Source organism: Winogradskyella ouciana (assembly GCF_965284585.1).
In the GTDB taxonomy this organism is placed as follows: domain Bacteria; phylum Bacteroidota; class Bacteroidia; order Flavobacteriales; family Flavobacteriaceae; genus Winogradskyella; species Winogradskyella ouciana.
Map to the genome: position 1 here is coordinate 2374842 of NZ_OZ260095.1, position 24363 is coordinate 2399204.

19 protein-coding genes, 2 tRNA genes and 3 rRNA genes are annotated in these 24363 nt (G+C 37.5%); 16 read left to right on the plus strand and 8 right to left on the minus strand.

What is annotated here, in order from left to right; all coding sequences use genetic code 11:
- Positions 1-94: 94 nt before the first annotated feature.
- The 11 genes from tgt (at position 95) to ACQ65V_RS10605 (ending at position 10799) form a co-directional block, all read left to right on the plus strand.
- The gene (gene tgt / locus ACQ65V_RS10555; RefSeq protein WP_430467865.1) at positions 95-1225 is read left to right on the plus strand and encodes a tRNA guanosine(34) transglycosylase Tgt; all 1131 of its coding nucleotides are present in this window, start codon (positions 95-97) and stop codon (positions 1223-1225) included.
- A gap of 57 nt (positions 1226-1282) precedes the next feature.
- Positions 1283-2305, plus strand: coding sequence for an LptF/LptG family permease (locus ACQ65V_RS10560; protein WP_430468627.1), 1023 nt, complete (start codon positions 1283-1285; stop codon positions 2303-2305).
- Positions 2292-3200, plus strand: coding sequence for a DMT family transporter (locus ACQ65V_RS10565; protein ID WP_430467866.1), 909 nt, complete (start codon positions 2292-2294; stop codon positions 3198-3200). The genes ACQ65V_RS10560 and ACQ65V_RS10565 overlap by 14 nt, the downstream gene beginning before the upstream one ends.
- Before the next feature lie 48 nt (positions 3201-3248).
- Positions 3249-4202, plus strand: a complete 954-nt coding sequence (locus ACQ65V_RS10570) for an acetyl-CoA carboxylase carboxyltransferase subunit alpha (protein ID WP_430467867.1) — start codon at positions 3249-3251, stop codon at positions 4200-4202.
- A gap of 169 nt (positions 4203-4371) precedes the next feature.
- Positions 4372-5904, plus strand: coding sequence for a replicative DNA helicase (gene dnaB / locus ACQ65V_RS10575; RefSeq protein WP_155089824.1), 1533 nt, complete (start codon positions 4372-4374; stop codon positions 5902-5904).
- A 71-nt stretch (positions 5905-5975) separates the two neighbouring features.
- Positions 5976-7010 carry an AI-2E family transporter gene (locus tag ACQ65V_RS10580; RefSeq protein WP_273291193.1) on the plus strand — a complete coding sequence of 345 codons (1035 nt, stop codon included), beginning with the start codon at positions 5976-5978 and terminating at the stop codon, positions 7008-7010.
- Positions 7011-7074: 64 nt separating this feature from the next.
- Positions 7075-7992, plus strand: coding sequence for an aminotransferase class IV (locus ACQ65V_RS10585; RefSeq protein ID WP_430467868.1), 918 nt, complete (start codon positions 7075-7077; stop codon positions 7990-7992).
- The gene (locus ACQ65V_RS10590; RefSeq protein WP_430467869.1) at positions 7985-8710 is read left to right on the plus strand and encodes a sulfotransferase family protein; all 726 of its coding nucleotides are present in this window, start codon (positions 7985-7987) and stop codon (positions 8708-8710) included. The genes ACQ65V_RS10585 and ACQ65V_RS10590 overlap by 8 nt, the downstream gene beginning before the upstream one ends.
- 146 nt (positions 8711-8856) lie before the next feature.
- Positions 8857-10041 (plus strand): asparagine synthetase B, encoded by a 1185-nt coding sequence (locus ACQ65V_RS10595; RefSeq protein ID WP_155089846.1) that lies wholly within the window; start codon positions 8857-8859, stop codon positions 10039-10041.
- 49 nt (positions 10042-10090) lie between these two features.
- On the plus strand, positions 10091-10369 hold the full coding sequence (locus ACQ65V_RS10600; protein ID WP_155089828.1) for an EF-hand domain-containing protein: 279 nt from the start codon (positions 10091-10093) through the stop codon (positions 10367-10369).
- 7 nt (positions 10370-10376) lie between these two features.
- The gene (locus ACQ65V_RS10605; protein ID WP_273291184.1) at positions 10377-10799 is read left to right on the plus strand and encodes a secondary thiamine-phosphate synthase enzyme YjbQ; all 423 of its coding nucleotides are present in this window, start codon (positions 10377-10379) and stop codon (positions 10797-10799) included.
- Between the two features lie 79 nt (positions 10800-10878).
- Here the strand turns inward: ACQ65V_RS10605 and rplT are convergent, their stop codons facing one another.
- From rplT to thrS, 4 genes are all read right to left on the minus strand, one after another.
- Positions 10879-11223, minus strand: coding sequence for a 50S ribosomal protein L20 (gene rplT / locus ACQ65V_RS10610; RefSeq protein ID WP_155089830.1), 345 nt, complete (start codon positions 11221-11223; stop codon positions 10879-10881).
- A gap of 102 nt (positions 11224-11325) precedes the next feature.
- Positions 11326-11523, minus strand: coding sequence for a 50S ribosomal protein L35 (gene rpmI, locus ACQ65V_RS10615; RefSeq protein WP_155089831.1), 198 nt, complete (start codon positions 11521-11523; stop codon positions 11326-11328).
- Positions 11524-11587: 64 nt separating this feature from the next.
- Positions 11588-12139 (minus strand): translation initiation factor IF-3, encoded by a 552-nt coding sequence (gene infC, locus ACQ65V_RS10620; protein WP_162306979.1) that lies wholly within the window; start codon positions 12137-12139, stop codon positions 11588-11590.
- A 33-nt stretch (positions 12140-12172) separates the two neighbouring features.
- Positions 12173-14113 carry a threonine--tRNA ligase gene (gene thrS / locus ACQ65V_RS10625; RefSeq protein WP_430467870.1) on the minus strand — a complete coding sequence of 647 codons (1941 nt, stop codon included), beginning with the start codon at positions 14111-14113 and terminating at the stop codon, positions 12173-12175.
- A 664-nt stretch (positions 14114-14777) separates the two neighbouring features.
- Here thrS and ACQ65V_RS10630 point away from each other — a divergent pair.
- From ACQ65V_RS10630 to rrf, 5 genes are all read left to right on the plus strand, one after another.
- Positions 14778-16303 (plus strand): 16S ribosomal RNA (locus ACQ65V_RS10630).
- Positions 16304-16397: 94 nt separating this feature from the next.
- A tRNA-Ile gene (locus ACQ65V_RS10635) sits at positions 16398-16471 on the plus strand.
- Between the two features lie 76 nt (positions 16472-16547).
- Positions 16548-16624: transfer RNA gene (locus tag ACQ65V_RS10640), tRNA-Ala, on the plus strand.
- A 138-nt stretch (positions 16625-16762) separates the two neighbouring features.
- Positions 16763-19584 (plus strand): 23S ribosomal RNA (locus ACQ65V_RS10645).
- Positions 19585-19779: 195 nt separating this feature from the next.
- Positions 19780-19888: ribosomal RNA gene (rrf, locus tag ACQ65V_RS10650) — 5S ribosomal RNA — on the plus strand.
- Together the 16S, 23S and 5S rRNA genes with 2 tRNA genes alongside form the textbook arrangement of a ribosomal RNA operon.
- An 85-nt stretch (positions 19889-19973) precedes the next feature.
- Here the strand turns inward: rrf and ACQ65V_RS10655 are convergent.
- From ACQ65V_RS10655 to ACQ65V_RS10670, 4 genes are all read right to left on the minus strand, one after another.
- Entirely contained in the window at positions 19974-20207 is a 234-nt protein-coding gene (locus ACQ65V_RS10655) for a DUF6095 family protein (protein ID WP_430467871.1), read from the minus strand.
- A 1-nt stretch (position 20208) separates the two neighbouring features.
- Positions 20209-21018 carry an N-acetylmuramic acid 6-phosphate etherase gene (gene murQ, locus ACQ65V_RS10660; RefSeq protein WP_430467872.1) on the minus strand — a complete coding sequence of 270 codons (810 nt, stop codon included), beginning with the start codon at positions 21016-21018 and terminating at the stop codon, positions 20209-20211.
- A gap of 123 nt (positions 21019-21141) precedes the next feature.
- Entirely contained in the window at positions 21142-21957 is an 816-nt protein-coding gene (locus ACQ65V_RS10665; RefSeq protein WP_430467873.1) for a DUF4249 domain-containing protein, read from the minus strand.
- A gap of 3 nt (positions 21958-21960) precedes the next feature.
- Positions 21961-24336 (minus strand): TonB-dependent receptor, encoded by a 2376-nt coding sequence (locus ACQ65V_RS10670; protein ID WP_273293071.1) that lies wholly within the window; start codon positions 24334-24336, stop codon positions 21961-21963.
- Positions 24337-24363 lie beyond the last annotated feature (27 nt).

Sequence of the window (24363 nt, forward strand, 5' to 3'; positions counted from 1 at the left end):
TATTAACGATTTTGAGGATTTGCTAACAATTTTAAATTTTATTAAGACATGAATGCATTTGAGTTATTTATATTTGCCAGCAGACATAATTTTAATGAATTTTAAACGCTTAGCAAAAGATAAAGACACAAAGGCCAGAGCTGGAGTTATAACTACAGACCATGGTACAATTGAAACTCCGATTTTTATGCCAGTTGGTACGGTAGCTTCTGTTAAAGGAGTACATCAACGCGAGTTAAAGAACGATATCAATCCAGATATTATTCTTGGTAATACTTATCATTTATATCTAAGACCACAAACACCAATTTTAGAACAAGCTGGTGGACTACACAAGTTCATGAACTGGGATCGAAATATATTAACGGATTCTGGTGGTTATCAAGTGTATTCATTATCTGCAAACCGAAAAATTAAGGAAGAGGGTGTAAAGTTTAGGTCTCACATCGATGGGAGTTATCATTTTTTCACTCCAGAAAATGTAATGGAAGTACAACGCAGTATCGGAGCAGATATAATCATGGCTTTTGATGAGTGTACACCATATCCTTGTGATTATAATTATGCCAAGCGTTCTATGCACATGACGCATCGTTGGCTAGAACGTTGTTTAGCGCATTTAAAAAAGACACCGTTCAAATACGATTATGAACAAACGTTTTTTCCAATAGTTCAAGGAAGTACTTATAAAGATTTAAGACAACAGTCTGCAGAATATATTGCTAATGCAGGAGCTGAAGGAAATGCCATAGGAGGCTTATCCGTTGGCGAACCAGCCGAAGAAATGTATGCCATGACCGAAGTTGTATGCGATATCTTACCAGAAGATAAACCAAGATATCTTATGGGAGTCGGTACACCAATCAATATATTAGAGAATATAGCGTTAGGTGTAGATATGTTTGATTGTGTGATGCCAACAAGAAATGCCAGAAACGGTATGTTGTTTACAGCTCATGGAACCATTAACATTAAAAACAAAAAGTGGGCAGATGATTTCTCGCCAATAGATGAAATGGGAATCACTTTTGTAGATACCGAGTATAGTAAAGCCTATTTAAAGCATTTATTTACGGTTAAAGAGTTGCTAGGTATGCAAATAGCTACTATTCATAATCTTGGTTTTTATCTGTGGTTGGTAAGAGAAGCGAGAAAACATATTATAGAAGGTGATTTTGGAGTCTGGAAAGACAAGATGGTAAAACAAATGGATAAAAGATTATAAGGCTTGAAAATCTTAGATTGGTACATATTAAAACGTTACTTGTTTACATTTCTTATGATGTTGCTGCTGTTTATTCCTATAGGAATTACGGTAGATCTCGCTGAAAAAGTAGGTAAGATTTTAGAGAACAAAGCCCCTTTTGGTGAAGTAACCGCTTACTATATAGACTTTACGGTTTACTTCGCTAACCTGTTATTTCCACTGTTCTTATTCTTATCCGTGATTTGGTTTACGTCTAAGTTGGCCAATAATACAGAGATTGTTGCTTTTTTGAGTTCTGGAGTGTCATTTTCTAGATTTTTAAGACCATACTTAATAGGTGCCACCATCGTTGCAGGATTTGCTTTGGTTTTGGGCATGTATTTAGCACCAATTGCAAGTCAAGGTTTTAATGAGTTTAAATTCAAATACTTAAAAAAAAATAAGCAAGTACAAAAGACAAGAGATGTTTATCAGCAAATCAATGATAATGATTATATCTATGTAAGTAATTTTATTCCTGAACGTAAAGTGGGTATGAATTTTACTTACGAACATTTTGAGGGCAATGAGTTGAAGTATAAAATATTTGCTGATAATATTAGATATATAGAAAAAGACAGTGCATATAGACTGACATCTTTTCTGAAGAGATCCTTTGAAAACGGAATAGAAACTGTAGAAAAGGAAAGAAGAAAAGATATAAAATTGCCTTTTGAACTTGAAGACTTAACACCTGTTGAATATGCAGCTGAAACCAAATCCTATGGAGAGCTGTTAAAATTTATTGAAGCAGAGAAAAGACGAGGTTCACCCAATATAGGTCGTTATGAGGTTGTTCTGCTCAAAAAATGGAGCTTACCGGTTTCCATATTTATTCTTACCATTATAGCTGTGGCGGTTTCATCCGTTAAACGTCGTGGAGGCATGGGAGTCAATTTGGCATTTGGTATTGCCATAGCAATGATCTATGTGTTTTTTGATAAGATTTTTGGTGTTATGGCAGAACAGTCTAATTTCCCTGCAATTGTCGCGGTATGGTTTCCTAATGTATTATTTGGTATTTTAGCAGTATACCTTCTGCAAAATGCCAAACGCTAAACTAAAGCATTACCTTCATTTACACTTGCTGGTTTTCATTGCTGGTTTTACAGCTATTTTAGGTGAATTGATCACTATTGGCGCTTTAGCTTTGGTCTGGTATAGAATGGCTATTGCCGGAATCTTGATGTTCTTATACATTAAAATCATCAGATTAAACATTAAAATCACTAAACGTACCTTTTTGCAATTTTCTGCTGCGGGTATCATTATAGCGCTACATTGGATCACTTTTTTTGAAGCCATTAATCAAGCTAATGTATCCATTGCATTGGCTATGTTTTCTTCGGGCGCATTTTTTGCTTCGTTTATAGAGCCTATATTTTTCAAAAGACGAATTTTGGGTTATGAAATTTTATTCGGGTTAATAGTGATTTTAGGTGTATTTCTAATAACTAGTAGTGAAATGGGCTACATCAATGGTATTGTTTTAGGTCTGCTTTCAGCATTGTTTTCAACCTTGTTTGCGGTCATTAATGGACGGTTTATTGAACGTTATAATGCTACGGTGATTTCGTTTTACGAGTTTATAAGTGGTGTACTTTTTTTAACGGTATTTATCCTTTTGTCAGGTATGGAATTCAACGTTGAATTTTTTACGCTTTCGCAAATGGATTGGATTTATATTTTCATTTTAGCATCAGTCTGTACTGCATATGCTTTTATAGGAGCGGTTGAAGTAATGCGATATATTAGTCCGTACACTGTAATTTTAAGCTATAATTTAGAACCAGTTTATGGTATAGCTATGGCATTGATATTATTTCCCGAAACTGAGAAAATGTCACCACAGTTTTATATAGGTGCTACTCTGGTGATTGCAACTGTACTTATGGATGCGGTATTGAAAAACTACAAAAAGCGAAAAACCAAAACCAATACAATTATCAATTAACTTATTATATTTGCATACTAACTAAAACAAAAAACAATTTCAAATTGTATGGAATACTTAGAGTTTGAATTACCCATAAAAGAACTAGAAGAACAGCTATCTAAATGTCAAATCATTGGTGAGGAAAGTGATGTAGATGTCACCGAAACCTGTAAGCAGATTGAGAAAAAACTAGCTGAGACCAAAAAAGAAATTTATAAGAATCTCACAGCTTGGCAACGTGTTCAGTTGTCTCGTCATCCAGACAGACCTTATACATTAGACCATATTAAAGCGCTCTGCGGAGAGACATTTTTAGAACTTCATGGAGATAGAAATGTTAAGGACGACAAAGCCATGATTGGTGGTCTTGGAAAAATTGGAGATCAATCGTACATGTTCATTGGACAACAAAAAGGTTATAACACAAAAACAAGACAGTACCGTAATTTCGGAATGTCGAATCCAGAGGGTTATCGTAAAGCCTTGCGCTTAATGAAATCTGCCGAAAAATTTGGAATTCCTGTTGTGACTTTAATAGATACTCCTGGTGCTTATCCTGGTTTAGAAGCTGAAGAGCGAGGGCAAGGAGAAGCAATAGCAAGAAATATTCTAGAAATGTCACGTCTTAAAGTGCCAATCATTACTGTCATCATTGGAGAAGGAGCTTCAGGTGGTGCATTGGGTATTGGAGTAGGAGATAAGGTAATGATGTTAGAGAATACATGGTACTCGGTTATCTCACCAGAGTCTTGTTCTTCTATTTTATGGAGAAGTTGGGAATATAAAGAACAAGCTGCTGATGCATTAAAACTAACTGCTAAGGATATGAAGCGCATGAAGCTTGTGGACCAAATTATTAAAGAACCACTTGGTGGAGCTCATACTAATAGAGAAAAAACATTTTCAGCTGTTAAAGATGCCATAGTTAAATCTTATGAAGAGCTCAAAAACTTATCACCAAAAGTATTGGTGAAACAACGCATGGAAAAATATGATGAAATGGGAGTCTATAAAGACTAAATCCACTAAACATAGGCAACTAAAAAAAACTGAGGTTTAAGCTTCGGTTTTTTTTATCGCTATTAACAATATATTTAAGTTATTAACAGTTAGATTGTTGAAGACCTGTTGAGATTGAAAATTGATTAGTATGCAGTTCGTCGATACTATTTAACTACTTTTGTTCCTTATGAAACAACCAAAACCAATACCTGGCTATAAAGTCGATAAAAGCACTATCATCAGCTTAGAGAAGGGTAAAATACCACCTCAAGCCATTGATTTAGAAGAAGTTGTGCTTGGGGCAATGATGATTGACAAAAAAGGTGTTGACGAAGTAATTGACATTTTAAGTCCTGAGTCTTTCTACAAAGATGCCCATAAACACATCTTTGAAGCAATTTTCAAATTATTTGAAAATAGTGAACCTGTCGACTTATTAACCGTTTCGAGCCAATTAAAGAAAGATGAAAAACTAGATTTAATTGGAGGTGATTTTTACCTCATTTCTTTGACTCAACGTGTGTCATCTTCAGCTCATATTGAGTTTCATGCACGTATTATCCTTCAAAAGTATATTCAAAGAAGCTTAATTAAGATTTCCAACGAAATTATTGAAGAGGCTTACGACGAAACCAAAGATGTTTTTGATTTGTTGGACAATGCAGAAGCCAAGCTTTACGAAGTTACTCAAGGTAACGTTAAAAAATCAACAGAGACAGCTCAGAGTTTGGTTATCCAGGCAAAGAAAAAGATTGAAGATATTTCTAATAAAGAAGGTCTTAGTGGAATTCCAACAGGTTTTGATAAAGTTGATAAGTTAACCTCTGGCTGGCAACCTTCAGATTTAATAATTATCGCTGCTCGTCCTGGTATGGGTAAAACCGCTTTAACATTAACTATGGCGAGGAATATTGCTGTAGATTTTAATCAAGCTGTAGCATTTTTCTCTTTAGAGATGTCATCTGTTCAATTAATTACTAGGCTAATTTCTAGTGAAACAGGCTTATCTTCTGAAAAACTAAGAACAGGAAAATTAGAAAAGCATGAATGGGAACAGCTTAACGTAAAAGTTAAGACCCTAGAAAAGGCACCACTGTTTATTGATGATACACCATCATTATCTATTTTCGACTTACGTGCTAAAGCGAGAAGGCTAAAATCACAATACGATATTAAAGTCATTATGGTTGACTACTTGCAATTAATGACTGCTGGTGGAAGTCAAAAAGGGGGAAATCGTGAGCAGGAGATTTCAACTATCTCACGTAACCTTAAGGCTTTGGCTAAGGAATTAAGTGTCCCGGTTATTGCGTTGTCACAGTTATCTCGTGCAGTAGAAACACGTGGTGGTAGTAAACGACCGTTGTTATCGGATTTACGTGAATCTGGTGCGATTGAGCAAGATGCGGATATTGTGTCCTTCATTTATAGACCAGAATATTATAAAATTGATGAGTGGGATGATGAAGAACGCTCACCAACCGAAGGACAAGGAGAATTTATTGTGGCAAAGCACAGAAATGGTGGATTGGACAATATAAGATTGAAGTTTGTTGGCCATTTAGGTAAGTTTGATAATCTCGATGATTTTGATACACCGTTTGGTGAATTCCATTCAAAAATGAATGCCGCAGCCAATGATGATACTTTTAGACCAGATAATTTACCAAACCCATCTGACGCTTTTGATGGGCCTGAAGATGACGGAGTACCTTTTTAACAGCATTTTATAAGTTTCACAATTCTTTTTTGACGTATCTTTACATTTCGCTATTTTAAGAAAATTGCCTCATGTTAGAACAGAGACGCACAACAAATATTCTGTTGTTGATTATAGTAATTCCACTAGTATTTTATCTACTTAAAATACTCTCCTTTATATTTATTCCATTAATATTCTCAATGTTTATTGCGTTATTGTTTTTACCATTAATGCGGTGGTTAGGCAGACGTAACGTACCTAAATTTATTAGCATAATTATTGTTTTGCTTTTGGTTGCAGGTGGTTTAAAATTGGGAGTTGAATTGGTGAGATTATCTAGTAAGGAAATATTAGCAACAAAATCTGAGTTCATTCCTAAGGCAGAGGAGAAATTAAGTGATTTAAAAGTTTATGCTTTTGAAAATTTTGGGATTGAATTTGAAGACAATAAAAACCCTCTGGCTCAATTTTTTCAAAAAGAAAATTTAGGCTCTACAATTGGGTTTTTAAATTCATTTTTAACGATGCTTTTAATGACCGTGTTTTTTGTGGTGCTATGGTTGGCTGAATCAATAAATGTTCATAAACTTCTAAACAACACATTGCTGAGGCAAAAATATACTTCTGTAAAAACATTTATGAAGATTGAAAAAGATCTTATAAAATTTATTAAGGTAAAAGTATTAGTAAGTGCCCTAACTGGCTTATTTACGGGTTTAATGTGTGTATTTTTTGATGTGAGTTTCCCTATTTTTTGGGGTCTATTTGCATTTGCCATAAACTTTGTGCAGATGGTTGGTTCATTTATATCTGTGATTTTCCTTTCAATCTTTGCCTTTGTAGAGTTAGACCCAACAAGTACGTTGTTCTTTTTTGTACTGGCAATAACTTTAGTACAAGTAACTTTTGGAGCCATTTTAGAACCTATATTTATGGGTAAATCGTTTTCAATTAATGTTATTGCTGTTTTAGTTATGCTTATGTTTTGGGGTTTTCTGTGGGGAATTCCTGGACTAATAATGGCGATACCAATAACTGTATTCATCAAAATTATTCTAGACCAATTTCCAAGTACTAAAATTATTGCTAGTTTGCTTTCTGGTAAGCAAACTACATTAGAATAGGATCATAGTTTTTTTGCTGTAAAAATGTAATTTTAAGTATCTTTCTACTTTAAAAATTACTGGTATGGTACACGGCACTCACAATGCTCAAGAAGATTCTAGAAACGATTCTATTCTTATATCTATTAATGATGAACTTTTTAAACGTAATGAAGCTAAGATATCTGTGTTTGATAGTGGTTATTTAGTAGGTGATGGTGTTTGGGAAGCCTTGCGATTACATAATGGTGTTTTGGTTTTCTTGGAAGATCATTTTAAACGTTTGTGGCAATCAGCAAAGACTGTTGGGATGTCGTTACCGTTCACAAAAGAAGAGCTGACAAATAGAGTTTGGAAAACCTTAAATGCCAATAACATGACGGATGGTGTTCATGTTAGAATAATGATTACAAGAGGCATAAAAAAAACACCATCACAAGATCCAAGGTTAACAATCTTAGGACCTAATGTGGTCATAATTCCTGAGTATAAAAAAGCATCCAAAGATTCAAAAGAAAAAGGAATTAGCTTATTTACAAGTACAATCAGAAGAGGTTCGCCAGATTATTTAGACCCAAGATTAAATTGCCATAGTAAACTGCATGAAGTGCAAGCGTTGATTCAGGCCATAGAAGCTGGTGCAGACGAAGCATTGATGTTAGATGTTAATGGTTTCGTTTCTACTTGTAATGCCACAAATTTTTTTATTGTGAAAGATGGTGAGGTTTGGACGTCAACCGGTAAATATTGTATGAATGGTATTACCAGAGCCAAAGTTATTGAGGTCTGTAGCTCAAATAATATTCCTTGTAAAGAAAAAGACTTTTCATTATTTGATGTGTACGGAGCTGATGAGGCGTTTGTAACCGGAACTTTTGGAGGTTTAACTCCAGTGACAAAAATTGATGGTAGGCCAATAGGTGAGGGGAGTTATGGGGAAATGACAAGAAGACTTAGCGGACTCTACGAGTCGTTAATTGAAAATACAGTAAAGAATGGCTAAAACAAAACGTATATGTTTGTGGTCTGGGCCGCGCAATATTTCAACAGCTTTAATGTATTCTTTCGCGCAACGATCAGATACTAAAGTATTTGATGAACCACTTTATGCTTTTTATTTAAGACATCATCCTGAAGCACATAGTTATCATCCAGGTGCAGAAGATATTCTAGAAACCATGGAGAGTGATGGAGATAAAGTTGTGAATATGATGTTGACCAATACTGAAAAGCCAGTGCTGTTCTTTAAGCATATGACGCATCATTTATTGGATTTGGATAGGGATTTTATGAAAGAAACCGTTAATGTGATTTTAACTAGAGACCCAAAAGACATGTTGCCCTCTTTTGATAAGGTTATTAATAATCCATCACTTCATGATGTAGGTTATGAGTTGCATATAGAATTACTAGACTATTTCAAAAAACATGATATTCCTTTCACGGTGTTAGATTCGAGAAAAGTATTAGAAAACCCTAGAAAAACACTTCAAAGGTTATGTGATTTTGCTAAAATACCTTTTGATAAAAACATGTTGTCTTGGCAGCCACAACAACGAGAAGAAGATGGATTATGGGCTAAATTCTGGTATCATAATGTGCACAAATCAAGTGGATTTCAAAAGTATAAACCAAAAGAGAAACCATTCCCAGAGCATCTTAATGAACTTCTAAACCAGAGTCAGCCACACTATAATAAGTTACTGAGATATGCTTTATAGGTCTTAAAAGAATTATAAATCACATAGCGATAGACTAAAATTTGACTATATTTCGTTCTAAATCTATGAACTTGAAAAAAATAGCCTTAATAATATTTATCCTTTTCTTCAGCTTTAATGCATATGCTTCTTATATTCTTATTCCTATGGATGCCGAATCGCAAGAGAATCATTTAAAGGCTTATGGTGTTACGTATTGGACGCTTGAGCGAGAGCTTAAGGTGAAATGGTTACTCAATTACAGAGGAGGATCGTTTTTATTGCCAGATGCAGATATCATTCAACGCGAATGCCAAATAAGAGGAGTCTCATTTGAGGTTATTTCAGATTCTAAAGCTGCTGAAATTTTAGATAAAATCAGTAGCCCAGCCGTAAACCAAGAAGCTGTAGTTTTAGAGAAGGCACCAAAGATTGCTGTTTATACTCCTTATGGTAAACAACCTTGGGATGATGCCGTAACTATGGTTTTGACGTATGCAGAGATCCCTTATGAAACCATTTATGATGAAGAAGTTCTAAAGGATGAATTATTGCTCTATGATTGGTTACACTTACATCACGAAGATTTTACCGGCCAATATGGAAAGTTTTACAGAACCTATCGTTCTGCCGCTTGGTATATAGAAGAAAAGAAAGCTGCGGAAGCCTTGGCAACAAAATTAGGATACGATAAAGTATCTGATGCCAAATTAGATGTAGCATTGAAGATAAGGGATTATGTTGTTGGTGGTGGATTTATGTTTGCCATGTGCTCTGCAACAGATAGTTTTGATATTGCACTATCTGCAGAAGGAGTTGATATCTGTGAACCTATGTTTGATGGAGATGGCAGCGATCCTGGTTATCAAAATAAAATTGACTATTCAAAAACATTTGCTTTTAAGGATTATATTTTAGAAAGAAGCCCAAATGTTTATGAGTTTTCATCTATCGATATGACACAGAAGCGTCAAATTCCATTCAAAACAGACTATTTTTCTTTGATGGAGTATTCTGCTAAATGGGATCCTATTCCAACCATGTTGACACAAAACCATACATCTTTGGTAAAGGGTTTTATGGGACAGACAACATCATTTACAAGAGATCAAATAAAATCCAATGTTTTGGTTATGGGTGAAAATAGAACCAATGGTGAAGCCAAATATATTCATGGTATAAAAGGAAAAGGTTTCTTTACGTTTTATGGAGGTCACGACCCAGAAGATTACACCCATAGAGTAGGAGATCCAAAAACAGAACTAGATCTACACCCAACTTCGCCGGGTTATCGATTAATACTCAACAATGTTTTGTTTCCAGCTGCTAAAAAGAAGAAGCAGAAAACATGATATCATATAAGTTTTTTGTATTTTAAACTGGTAATTAATCTAAGTTAAAATGGGAAGAAAAGAAGATATACTAAATAAAATCCAAATTTTAATCACTAATCATTTTGACACTCCAGAAGAAGCATTTGCTTTTTTTGACAAGGATGGAGATGGAAAACTATCAAAAGACGAAATTAAAAGACTATTGAAACAAGCCGAAATAAGTGGTTTTATTCGTGGTATTGTAAGTTCAAAACTTATAGAAGGCTATGATACTGATGGTGATGAACTTGTTGATTGGGAAGAATTCAAGCTTGCCATTGATGAAATTTCAGATGAATCTAAATAGATTTTAGATGAAATATTTTCAAAAAGAGATTATATTAAGAGCTCATCCCAGAGGATTTCATTTGATAACCTCTGAAATCTTAAACGCTATTCCTGAAATTAAGGAGATTTCTATTGGTCAATTACAAGTCTTTATAAAGCACACTTCGGCAAGTTTAACTATAAATGAAAATGCTGATCCAACAGTTAGGCAAGATTTCGAAAGTCACATAAATAAAATAGTGCCCGAAAATCAACCCTACTACAAGCACACCCTTGAGGGCTCTGATGATATGCCTGCTCACATAAAAGCATCTTTAATGGGCTCATCAGTTCAAATTCCGATAACAGATGGGAAGCTTAACCTAGGTATATGGCAAGGAGTTTATCTATGTGAGCATAGAAATAATGCTTCTAGAAGACATTTAGTGATTACGGCCTTTGGGAAGTAAAGATTAAAAACAAAAAATCCGATTCGTGAGAATCGGATTTTTATTAAGCGAAATGTTGTTATTAATTTGGCTAAAAGCCTTATTTAACTTTTTTAACTATAGCTTCAAAAGCTTCTGGGTGGTTCATTGCTAAATCGGCTAAAACCTTACGGTTTAAATCGATATTGTTAGCTTTTAATCCTCCCATAAATTTTGAATAGCTCATTCCATGTTGTCTTGCACCAGCGTTAATACGCATTATCCATAACGAACGGAATGTTCTTTTCTTGTTTCTACGGTCTCTATACGAGTATTGCATCGCTTTGTCAACCGCATTTTTTGCTACTGTCCAGACATTTTTACGTCTTCCCCAGTATCCTTTTGCTTGCTTAAGAACTTTTTTTCTTCTAGCTCTCTTCGCCACTGAATTTACTGATCTTGGCATTTCTTTAATTGTTTTTTGTAGTAGGCGACCAAAATTGGTACTTGCTAAATAATTTTGCCTAACTCCAGGGTTTATAAATTGTTTTAACCGATTAAAACAGGGTTACTTTAAACGTAACATTGTTTTAATATTGTCCTCATCTGCTTTGTGCACCAAAGTATCATGAGTCAATCTTAGCTTACGCTTTTTAGATTTTTTTGTCAATATATGACTCTTAAAAGCGTGCTTTCTTTTAATCTTACCAGTGCCAGTTAGTTTGAAACGTTTCTTAGCACTCGATTTTGTTTTCATTTTAGGCATTTTGTCCTAGTTTTAATTTACGTTTCGCTTATTTTCATCCACCGAAGCCTAGGCGTAGGTGGTTTTACTTATTCTTTTTAGGAGCAATGAACATAATCATTCGCTTACCTTCAAGCTTTGGCATTTGTTCTACTTTACCATACTCTTCAAGATCTTGTGCCAATCTTAATAATAAGATTTGTCCTTGCTCTTTAAATACTATAGATCGTCCTTTAAAGAATACAAATGCCTTCAATTTGGCACCATCTTTTAAAAACTTAATAGCATGTTTCTTTTTAAATTCGTAATCGTGGTCATCTGTATTAGGACCAAAACGAATTTCTTTAACAACAACTTTTGTTGCTTTAGATTTTAACGCTTTTTCTCGTTTCTTTTGTTCGTAAAGAAACTTTTTATAATCCATGACCTTACAAACAGGTGGCTTCGCATTTGGCGAAATCTCAACCAGATCCAAACCTTGCTCGTCAGCCATGGAAAGCGCTTTCTTAATAGGATATACTCCTACCTCTACGTTGTCTCCAACAACTCTTACTTCTTCGGATCTAATTTTAGAATTTATACGGTGTTTATCCTCTTGGGATTCACGTCTGTTATAACTTCTTCTGTTTCTACGTATTGCTATGACTTATATATTTAAATTAAACGTTAATTATTTAAAAGTTTTTAAACTTTTATTTACTCTTTCTTTTATAATTCTCGAAAAGTCTTCTACACTTATTGTGCCAAGGTCTTCACCACCATGTTCACGCACAGTAATTGTATTATCCTTTTCTTCTTGTTCGCCTACGATAATCATAAACGGAAACTTTTGCATTTCAGCTTCACGAATTTTCTTACCTACAGTCTCATTTCTGTTATCTGCGAGGGCGCGAATTTCGTCATTTTCTAGCAAATTTAAAACTTTTTCGGCGTATTTTTCATATTTCTCACTTACAGAGAGTACAATAGCTTGTTCTGGCATTAGCCAAAGAGGGAAATTTCCGCCAGTGTGTTCTAGTAAAATAGCAATAAATCTTTCCATACTTCCAAAAGGCGCACGGTGAATCATAATTGGTCTGTGCATCTCATTGTCACTGCCTTTGTAGGTAAGATCAAAACGTTCTGGTAAAGTATAATCTACTTGAATTGTACCTAATTGCCATTGTCTTCCAAGGGCATCCTTAACCATAAAATCCAATTTCGGTCCATAAAAAGCCGCCTCACCCGTCTCAACAATATAATTTAAGCCTTTGTCAATTGCAGCATTCAAAATAGCATCTTCAGCTTTTTTCCAGTTTTCATCACTACCTATATACTTTTCAGGATTGTCGGGATCTCTAAGCGATACCTGTGCTGTAAAATTTTCAAACCCTAGTGAACCAAAGACATATAATACTAAATCAATGACTTCCTTAAACTCGCTGTCTAATTGATCAGGCGTACAGAAAATATGGGCATCATCTTGCGTGAAACCTCTCACACGTGTTAGGCCGTGTAATTCACCGCTCTGTTCATATCTATATACCGTACCGAATTCGGCAAAACGCTTAGGAAGTTCTTTATAGGAATAAGGTCTGTTGTTGTATATTTCACAGTGATGTGGGCAATTCATTGGCTTTAAAAGAAACTCCTCATCTTCTTTAGGTGTTTTTATAGGTTGAAAACTATCCTCTCCATATTTAGCATAATGCCCAGAAGTAACATACAGCTCCTTTTGCCCTATATGTGGGCTGACCACCATTTCATAACCTGCTTTCTTTTGAGCGGCTTTAAGAAAGTTTTCTAAGCGTTCTCTTAAAGCAGCACCTTTCGGTAACCATAATGGTAAACCCTGTCCAACCTTTTGTGAAAAGGTGAAAAGTTCTAACTCTTTTCCAAGTTTTCTGTGATCACGTTTTTTGGCTTCTTCCAGTAACTCTAAATATTCTGTCAACTCTTTTTGTTTCGGAAACGATATTCCATAAACTCTAGTAAGTTGTTTTTCGTTTTCATCACCTTTATAATAAGCCCCAGCAACACTCAGTATTTTTACAGCTTTGATAATACCTGTATTAGGAATGTGGCCACCACGACATAAATCGGTAAATGATGAATGATCGCAAAAGCTAATAGTACCATCATCAAGGTTTTCAATTAGGTCAACTTTATATTCATTCTTACCTTTATAATAAGATAAGGCATCAGCTTTAGAAACTTCTCGCATTTCAAAATTGTGTTTCCCGCGAGCAATCTCTATCATTTTATTTTCAATGGCCTTAAAGTCCTTCTCAGAAATAACATCCTCTCCAAGGTCTACATCATAGTAAAACCCATTTTCAATAGCAGGACCAACCCAAAGCTTTACATTAGGGTATAGTTCTTCCAATGCCTGAGCTAAGACATGGGCAGATGAATGCCAAAAAGCTTTTTTACCTTCATCATCTCTCCATGTATATAATGTAAGACTGCCATCTGTGGTCAATGGAGTGGAGGTTTCAACAACTTCGTCATTGAATTTTGCTGAGATAACATTTCTTGCGAATCCTTCGCTAATATCTACAGCCACTTCATAAGGAGTTACATCTTTATCAAAAGATCTAACAGAACCGTCAGGCAGAGTAATTTTTATCATTATATTTTAGTGTAAATTTTAGCCCACAAAGATATACCTATATATATAAAGGACAAAGTGAAGTTTCTAATAAATATTTATGGTATTCCGCTTTTACTTTTAAGGAGCAAAAGCGACGGGCTATCCGCTATATCTTTTGTTTTATACAAAAGGATGCCGCTACTATCCCTAATACACCAAACTAATAGCCTTATGATAAACAACTATAATAAGTGAAGTATAGTTAGGTTGCTATTAGTTTGTAAATATTTACTATTGTAATCTACTATAAACAAGATCATTAAAAGGGTTATAAAAAACAAATAAAAATAAAATTAAAAAAGCCCTTGCTATAATAAAAAGGTGTTCTATATTTGCGCCCCGTTAGCGACGCGTTTGTGTTGTGGGCGGCAGTTCATTTCCATAAAAAGTGCGGCATTGAAAAAAAAATAAAAATATTTTTCGGATAGATGTTGCGGGAAAGGAAAAAGGGTTTTATATTTGCACCCGCTTAAGCGATAAAGTGCTTAGGAAAGCGATTAAAAAGTTCATAGACATATTGAATTGACAGCGTAAAGTTTTGGTTGGAAACGGCCGAAACAGAACAAGAGAATAGATCATTTAGAGTACAGATTTTAAGAATTCCTATCAGAAGTTAAGAGATAGCCGCAAGGCTTAAAATTTAACGATGAAGAGTTTGATCCTGGCTCAGGATGAACGCTAGCGGCAGGCCTAACACATGCAAGTCGAACGGTAACAGGGAGAAGCTTGCTTTTCCGCTGACGAGTGGCGCACGGGTGCGTAACGCGTATACAACCTACCTTTTACAGGGGGATAGCCTTTGGAAACGAAGAATAATACCCCATAGCAAGTGATTTTCGCATGGAAGACACTTTAAAGATTCGTCGGTAAAAGATGGGTATGCGTCCTATTAGCTAGATGGTGTGGTAACGGCACACCATGGCAACGATAGGTAGGGGCCCTGAGAGGGGGATCCCCCACACTGGTACTGAGACACGGACCAGACTCCTACGGGAGGCAGCAGTGAGGAATATTGGACAATGGGCGAGAGCCTGATCCAGCCATGCCGCGTGCAGGAAGACTGCCCTATGGGTTGTAAACTGCTTTTATACGGGAAGAAACCCGTCCACGTGTGGGCGGCTGACGGTACCGTAAGAATAAGGATCGGCTAACTCCGTGCCAGCAGCCGCGGTAATACGGAGGATCCGAGCGTTATCCGGAATCATTGGGTTTAAAGGGTCCGTAGGTGGACGATTAAGTCAGAGGTGAAATCCTGCAGCTCAACTGTAGAATTGCCTTTGATACTGGTCGTCTTGAATTATTGTGAAGTGGTTAGAATATGTAGTGTAGCGGTGAAATGCATAGATATTACATAGAATACCAATTGCGAAGGCAGATCACTAACAATATATTGACACTGATGGACGAAAGCGTGGGGAGCGAACGGGATTAGATACCCCGGTAGTCCACGCCGTAAACGATGGTCACTAGCTGTTCGGACTTCGGTCTGAGTGGCTAAGCGAAAGTGATAAGTGACCCACCTGGGGAGTACGTTCGCAAGAATGAAACTCAAAGGAATTGACGGGGGCCCGCACAAGCGGTGGAGCATGTGGTTTAATTCGATGATACGCGAGGAACCTTACCAGGGCTTAAATGTAAGTTGCATGGGGTAGAGATACCCCTTTCTTCGGACTACTTACAAGGTGCTGCATGGTTGTCGTCAGCTCGTGCCGTGAGGTGTCAGGTTAAGTCCTATAACGAGCGCAACCCCTGTTGTTAGTTGCCAGCATGTAAAGATGGGAACTCTAGCAAGACTGCCGGTGCAAACCGCGAGGAAGGTGGGGATGACGTCAAATCATCACGGCCCTTACGTCCTGGGCTACACACGTGCTACAATGGTGGGGACAGAGAGCAGCCACTTCGCGAGAAGGAGCGAATCTATAAACCCCATCACAGTTCGGATCGGAGTCTGCAACTCGACTCCGTGAAGCTGGAATCGCTAGTAATCGCATATCAGCCATGATGCGGTGAATACGTTCCCGGGCCTTGTACACACCGCCCGTCAAGCCATGGAAGCTGGGAGTGCCTGAAGTCCGTCACCGCAAGGAGCGGCCTAGGGTAAAATCGGTAACTAGGGCTAAGTCGTAACAAGGTAGCCGTACCGGAAGGTGCGGCTGGAACACCTCCTTTCTAGAGAAAGACGACTGATAAGGAAAGTTCAAAAAAAGGAAACATTTGGTTCTGTTCTCTTGCTGTTGATTTAATTTTTAAGATAATTAAGTAGAGTCTCATAGCTCAGCTGGTTAGAGCGCTACACTGATAATGTAGAGGTCGGCAGTTCGAGTCTGCCTGAGACTACTGATTAAAGGAAATTCTAGACGTTGAGGATTCTAAATTCATAATTCTGAATTCCATGATTTGGAATTTAAGGAAAGGGGAATTAGCTCAGCTGGCTAGAGCGCCTGCCTTGCACGCAGGAGGTCACCGGTTCGACTCCGGTATTCTCCACCAAAGTTCCCGTGGAAACGGGAATCTGAACGTTCATTGACATATTGAAAAAGATACATGATAATTAGATAGAAATATTTAATAAAATTAAATAATTATTGTAACGAGCAATAATTGTAACTCATTAAAAAGACAAAAGTACAATAAGCTAAATAAGAGCGTATGGGGAATGCCTAGGCTCTCAGAGGCGATGAAGGACGTGATAAGCTGCGAAAAGCTACGGGGATTGGCACATACAAATTGATCCGTAGATATCCGAATGGGGCAACCCGGCATGTTGAAGACATGTTATCCGCAAGGAGGCGAACCCGGAGAACTGAAACATCTAAGTACCCGGAGGAGAAGAAAACAAAAGTGATTCCGATAGTAGCGGCGAGCGAAATCGGATTAGCCCAAACCAGTATTGTTACGGCAATGCTGGGGTTGTAGGACTGCGACATTTGAGTCATGATGAATTAGAACCGTTTGGAAAGACGGGCCATAGAAGGTGATAGCCCTGTATAGGTAAAGATTGACAAGATAGCAGTATCCTGAGTAGTGCGGGGCACGTGAAACCCTGTATGAATCTGTGGGGACCATCCCATAAGGCTAAATACTCCTGAGAGACCGATAGTGAACTAGTACCGTGAGGGAAAGGTGAAAAGAACCCTGAATAAGGGAGTGAAATAGAACCTGAAACCATACGCTTACAAGCGGTCGGAGCGGATTTATCCGTGACGGCGTGCCTTTTGCATAATGAGCCTACGAGTTACCGTTGCTAGCAAGGTTAAGGACTTCAGGTCCGGATCCGTAGCGAAAGCGAGTCTGAACAGGGCGCTTCAGTTAGTAGTGGTAGACGCGAAACCGTGTGATCTACCCATGGGCAGGGTGAAGCTGTGGTAACACACAGTGGAGGCCCGAACCGGTTGACGTTGAAAAGTCTTCGGATGACCTGTGGGTAGGGGTGAAAGGCCAATCAAACTCGGAAATAGCTCGTACTCCCCGAAATGCATTTAGGTGCAGCGTTGATTTAGTTTTATAGAGGTAGAGCTACTGATTGGATGCGGGGGCTTCACCGCCTACCAATTCCTGACAAACTCCGAATGCTATAAAATGATGATCAGCAGTGAGGGCATGGGTGCTAAGGTCCATGTCCGAGAGGGAAAGAACCCAGACCATCAGCTAAGGTCCCCAAATGTATGTTAAGTTGAATAAACGAGGTTGGATTGCACAGACAGCTAGGATGTTGGCTTGGAAGCAGCCATTCATTTAAAGAGTGCGTAACAGCTCACTAGTCGAGCGATCCGGCATGGATAATAATCGGGCATAAACATACTACCGAAGCTATGGACTTGTAAAAGTGGTAGGGGAGCATTGTAGTGTCGTCGAAGGTGTACTGCGAGGTATGCTGGAGAAGCTACAAAAGAAAATGTAGGCATAAGTAACGATAATGCGGGCGAGAAACCCGCACTCCGAAAGACTAAGGTTTCCTCAGCTATGCTAATCAGCTGAGGGTTAGTCGGGACCTAACGCGAACCCGAAAGGGGTAGTGGATGGACAACAGGTTAATATTCCTGTACCTGCTCACGCTAAAAGTGACGGAGGCGAATAGTTAGTGCGCACTGACGGAATAGTGCGTTGAAGCCAGTGGTAACACGGCGATAGTACACTGAGGCTACGGCCAAGGTGATAATCTAGCGAATCGACTTCCAAGAAAAGCGAGTGAAGCAGCCCGTACCCTAAACCGACACAGGTAGTTGGGATGAGAATTCTAAGGAGCTCGAGAGATTCATGGCTAAGGAACTAGGCAAAATAGACGCGTAACTTCGGGAGAAGCGTCGCCTGTAGCAATACAGGCCGCAGTGAAAAGATCCAAGCGACTGTTTATCAAAAACACAGGGCTCTGCTAAATCGAAAGATGACGTATAGGGCCTGACACCTGCCCGGTGCTGGAAGGTTAAGTGGAGGGTTTAGAGGTTTACCTCGAAGATCTCAAATGAAGCCCCAGTAAACGGCGGCCGTAACTATAACGGTCCTAAGGTAGCGAAATTCCTTGTCGGGTAAGTTCCGACCTGCACGAATGGTGTAACGATTTGGATACTGTCTCAGCCATGAGCTCGGTGAAATTGTAGTATCGGTGAAGATGCCGATTACCCGCAGTGGGACGAAAAGACCCCGTGAACCTTTACTATAGCTTAGTATTGGCTTTGGATAAGTAATGTGTAGGATAGGTGGGAGACTTCGACCCTGCGTCGCCAGGCGTGGGTGAGTCATTGTTGAAATACCACCCTTTGCTTATCTAGAGTCTAACCTCTGATCAGGGACAGTGCTTGGTGGGTAGTTTGACTGGGGTGGTCGCCTCCAAAAGAGTAACGGAGGCTTCTAAAGGTTCCCTCAGCACGCTTGGTAACCGTGCGCAGAGTGCAATGGCATAAGGGAGCTTGACTGAGAGACATACAGGTCGATCAGGTACGAAAGTAGAGCATAGTGATCCGGTGGTTCCGCATGGAAGGGCCATCGCTCAAAGGATAAAAGGTACTCCGGGGATAACAGGCTGATCTCCCCCAAGAGCTCACATCGACGGGGGGGTTTGGCACCTCGATGTCGGCTCGTCACATCCTGGGGCTGGAGAAGGTCCCAAGGGTTGGGCTGTTCGCCCATTAAAGTGGCACGCGAGCTGGGTTCAGAACGTCGTGAGACAGTTCGGTCTCTATCTACTGTGGGCGTTAGAAATTTGAGTGGATCTGACTCTAGTACGAGAGGACCGAGTTGGACCAACCTCTGGTGTACCAGTTGTTCCGCCAGGAGCATTGCTGGGTAGCTACGTTGGGAAGGGATAAGCGCTGAAAGCATATAAGCGCGAAACCCACCACAAGATGAGATTTCTTTAAAGGGTCGTGGAAGATGACCACGTCGATAGGCTACAGGTGTAAAGGCGGTAACGTCATAGCCGAGTAGTACTAATAACCCATAGGCTTATTGTACGCCGTTCTTTTTATAGGTACATATTCTATTAATTTCTACTATTTAATTATTATATATCCAATGACGATTCATCGTTTTTTTCAATATGTCAACAATATTAGTTCCGCTAATGCGGAACAGTAATTAGTGATAAGTGTAAAGTAAGTAGTTGGTATTACTAACTACTATTTACTAAAGACTGATTACTCACCTTTTAAGGTGGTTATAGCGACGGGGCTCACCTCTTACCATTCCGAACAGAGAAGTTAAGCCCGTTTGCGCCGATGGTACTACTATCTGTGGAAGAGTAGGTCGCCGCCTTTTTTGAATCCCGATTCTTACAATAAGAATCGGGGTTTTTTTCGTTTATAGAGTTGTCGATTTTTAAAATTAGTAGAAAATAGAAGTGCTACTTCTTCTTAAATATACTATCCAAAATAGTATTGATGCCTTTAAAGAGAAAGTAAACTGCTAGTGTGCATAAAATAATAGCTGCGATAAGAATAGGTATGTAAAGTGGTTTATCTTGATTAGAAAAGGCTACATGCAACATAAAAGGCCCTGCAAACATTAGCAACAAACATATGGCCATAAGTCTAATGCCCTTGATTAATATTTCTTTATCGGTTCTATTAGTTTCCATTTTACTTATAATTTTCAATAGCTTGTCTTACACTTCCATGTTTAAGTAACAATTCTGAGGCTTGTTTCGGAGAAATGTTTAATGCATCAACAATCATTTTTGTACCTCGACCGACGAGTTTGTCATTACTCAATTGCATGTCCACCATTTTGTTGCCTTCAACTTTTCCTAATTGAACCATAGTGGTTGTAGTTATCATATTAAGTACCAGTTTTTGAGCTGTACCTGCTTTCATTCTTGAGCTTCCTGTCACGAATTCTGGTCCAACAACCACTTCAATAGGAAACTGAGCTTCTTTGGATAATGGACTGTTTGTATTACAGGTAATACAGCCCGTTATAATATTATTGTCATTGCAATTTTTTAAAGCATGAATAACATAGGGAGTTGTCCCAGAAGCTGCAATACCCACGACAACATCTTTTTTACAGATATGATAGTCCTTAAGATCTTCCCAGCCTTGTGTTGTAGAGTCTTCGGCGAATTCAACAGCTTTTCTTATTGCTGAATCTCCACCAGCAATCAAACCAATGACCAAATCATGGGAAACTCCAAAGGTTGGAGGACACTCTGATGCGTCCAGTATTCCTAATCGGCCACTTGTTCCAGCGCCAATATAAAATAGTCGTCCACCTTGCTTAAGTTTTGTTACCACTTGGTCTATTAAAGCCTCAATTTGCGGTAATGCTTTTTCTACTGCCGAAGGAACCGTTTTATCCTCTTTATTTATATTGGATATAATCTCATTAATTGTCATTTTTTCGAGATCATCATAGTTGGAATCTTGCTCTGTTGTCTTTATAAAATCCATAGTATAAAGGTAGGAAAAAGTTTTATGTGTAGGTGTGCGTTAGCGGTAAAAGCGGCATCCTCTAACGGTTCACCGTTAGAGATATAGCGGATGACGCGACCCTTGGGTAACGCCATAACTATTTTACTCTACTGTATAAATAATTTCATCTACTTCTGATAGTCTAAAATATCCAAATGGGTAATTATCTGGATCGGTTTCATTAATACAATTACCTCTCACGGTTGCAGGTTGTGTTTCAAAAGGGCCACCTCCTTCATCGCTACTTTGTTGTAATAATATGAACATAAATTCATAAAATCGTTCTGAAACCCCATAATTACGAATGGTAACTACATCTCCTGCTTCAAGATCTTCTTCCGTGTAATATCCAAAAATTTGATTTCCGTTTGTAAATTCATCATCATAAACTTCTAGAGTTGGAACAACCGAAATGTCACTTACAAATTCGAAAAAATAATAATTATCTTCATTTTCTGGATCCGTATAATACGCTTTAAGTTCAATATCCTCTCCTGTAAAGCCTCCGTCATTGTTTTGTTCAATATAATCAATTGGTGTTACAGATTTTAAGGTTTCGGTTGCTGTATAAATTTCATTATTATAATTGACTGTAAGTGTGTAAATTCCATCTATTGTAGGAATAAAATTATTATTTAGGTAAATACCTGTATCGTTATCTTCTGTAAAACTAAAAACATTGTTGTTCTCGTCCGTAATAACGACCGTTGCACCATTGGCTGGCACAACATTTTCATCAAAGAACGGAGCAGATAAACTTAATTTTATGCTTTGCTCATTGCCTGCTGTATTTTTAAACCAGTTAATTGAAGCTTCTATAATTAATCTTGGCTCAGCTTCATTGAGGTCTATATCAATAACGTCTTCGCATCCAAGGCAAAAGGTTAATATCGTTACTATGTAAAATATCCTTTTCATGGGCTAAAATTTAAAATTATAAGAAACAGAAGGAACAATACCAAAAATGGCAAGCCTAACAGCTTCGTTAGTTCCGGTTATTCTATTTTCACGAAATGAAATACTCGCCGCATTCCTGCGGTTATAAATATTATAAATCCCAAATACCCATTCCCCTTTAAATTCCTTCTCACTTTCTGGTTTTGGGTTATAGTTTACAGCAATATCTAGTCGATGATATGATGGTAATCTACTAGAGTTTCTAGATTCATAACTAGGTATAACAATACCATTATATGCATACTGACCATTAGGGAATGTTGCTGGTTGGCCTGTTTGAAATAAAAAATTAGAGCTAAATGTCCATTTTTTATTGAGTTCATAATTTGCTGTTAATGATACATCATGAGTTTTATCAAAGGCGGTATTATACCAATCACCATTATTTATTCCAGACTCAACTGCCGTTCTGCCTGGCGTTTTTTGTTCGGATTTAGATAGTGTATAGGCTAGCCATCCTTTTAATTTACCCTCATTTTTTCTTAATAGAATTTCGAGTCCGTAGGCTCTTGCTTCTCCGTTTAAAATAACTTGTTCTATGGCATTGTTAGCAATAAGGTCTGCACCGTCTATATAATCAATTCTGTTTTTTATTTTCTTGTAGAATGTTTCAACTTCTAACGAAAACAAATTATCTTCAAATGATTTGAAGTATCCCAGCGCCACCTGATCTAACATCTGAGGTTTTACATATTTGCCACTGGGTGTCCAAACATCTAATGGAGTAGGTGAGCTAGTGTTAGACAACAAATGTAAATACTGATTCATACGGTTATAGCTCGCTTTTACAGATGAATTGTCAGTAAGTTGGTATGCGATTGAAACCCTAGGTTCTATATTCGAAAAGGATTCAATGACGTCGCTTCTCTTAAATGTTTCTGTGCCAATAGGTTCAGCTTTTTCGTAAATCCCAATATCTTCATTGTAAATTACAGGATTGTCATTTTCATATACATTTAATTCATCTTGGCCCAAACGATGAAATGTACTAAAACGTGCACCATAACTCACCGATAATTTATTGTTTAGTTTATGCTCAGCATCAAGATACAGCGCATTCTCAAAAGCATATTTGTCTATGAGTTTAAAAGGATTAATACCAGAAGTTTCAGTAGTAGGATTTATCTCTCCTGGGTTGAATTTATAATAAATACTATTTAAACCATATTCAAGCTTAAAGTTGTTATTGATGTAGTGTTTAAAATCGTATTTAAGGTTAAAATTTCTGATACCAGACTCCCAGTCAAATTCCACAAACGTAAGTTCTAATCCATAATAGTAATCTGAATAGATGAGTGATAAGTTTGAAAATATTTTATCTGAAAACAAATGATTCCACCTAAAATTTAAAACCGTATTTCCATAGGTGTTTGCGAAACTATTCGCTAATTCAAAGACATCACGTCCAAAATAACCGGAAAGGTAAATGCTGTTATTTTGATTGAATTTGTAGCTCAATTTTGTATTGAGATCGTAGAAGTAGGCAATGTTGTCTAAATCGAATAGTGGTAAGAATAAATGAGCATAACTACTTCGACCACCAATTAAAAAGGAACCTTTGTCTTTTTTTATGGGACCTTCTGCCAACAACCGACTTGATATTAGTCCAACTCCACCATTCATGTGAAATTCACTACTGTTACCTTCCTTTTGATAAATATCCAAGACTGAAGACACGCGTCCTCCATATTTTGCGGGAATTCCACCTTTATACAATTTTATGTCCTTTATAGCATCTGGATTAAAAACTGAGAAGAACCCAAACAAGTGCGAAGAATTAAAAATTGTAGCTTCATCTAAAAGAATAAGGTTTTGGTCTGCAGCGCCTCCTCTAACATTGAATCCAGAAGAGCCTTCACCAGCATTGGTAACACCAGGCAATAGGGTTATGGATTTTATAACGTCAACCTCTCCAAGCACGACAGGCATTTGTTTTATGGTGTTTATAGAGAGTGCGTTAACACTCATTTGAGGCTTTTTAATATTCAGTTTTTCAACATCTTCTTTAATTACAACCTCATCGAGACTTTCGGCAGATTCTAAAAGTTTAAAGTTTTTGGTGATGTCTTTATTGAGTATAATAGTTTCTGAAATCGTCTTATAACCGAGATAGCTAATCTGAATTTCATAACTGCCCTCTGGTAATGTAATAGAGTAGAAGCCATATTCATTGGTCATGGTACCTGATTGAATTTTTGGCACGATGATATTAACACCTATAAGGGTTTCGTTACTATCGGAGTCCGTGATGGTTCCACTAAGAGTAAATCTTTCTTGTGCTGAAAGTAAAAGAGAAAAGAAGATTAAAACGAAAAAAGTTTTGGCAATTCTACCGTTCATGATAAATATTTGGACACCATAAAAATA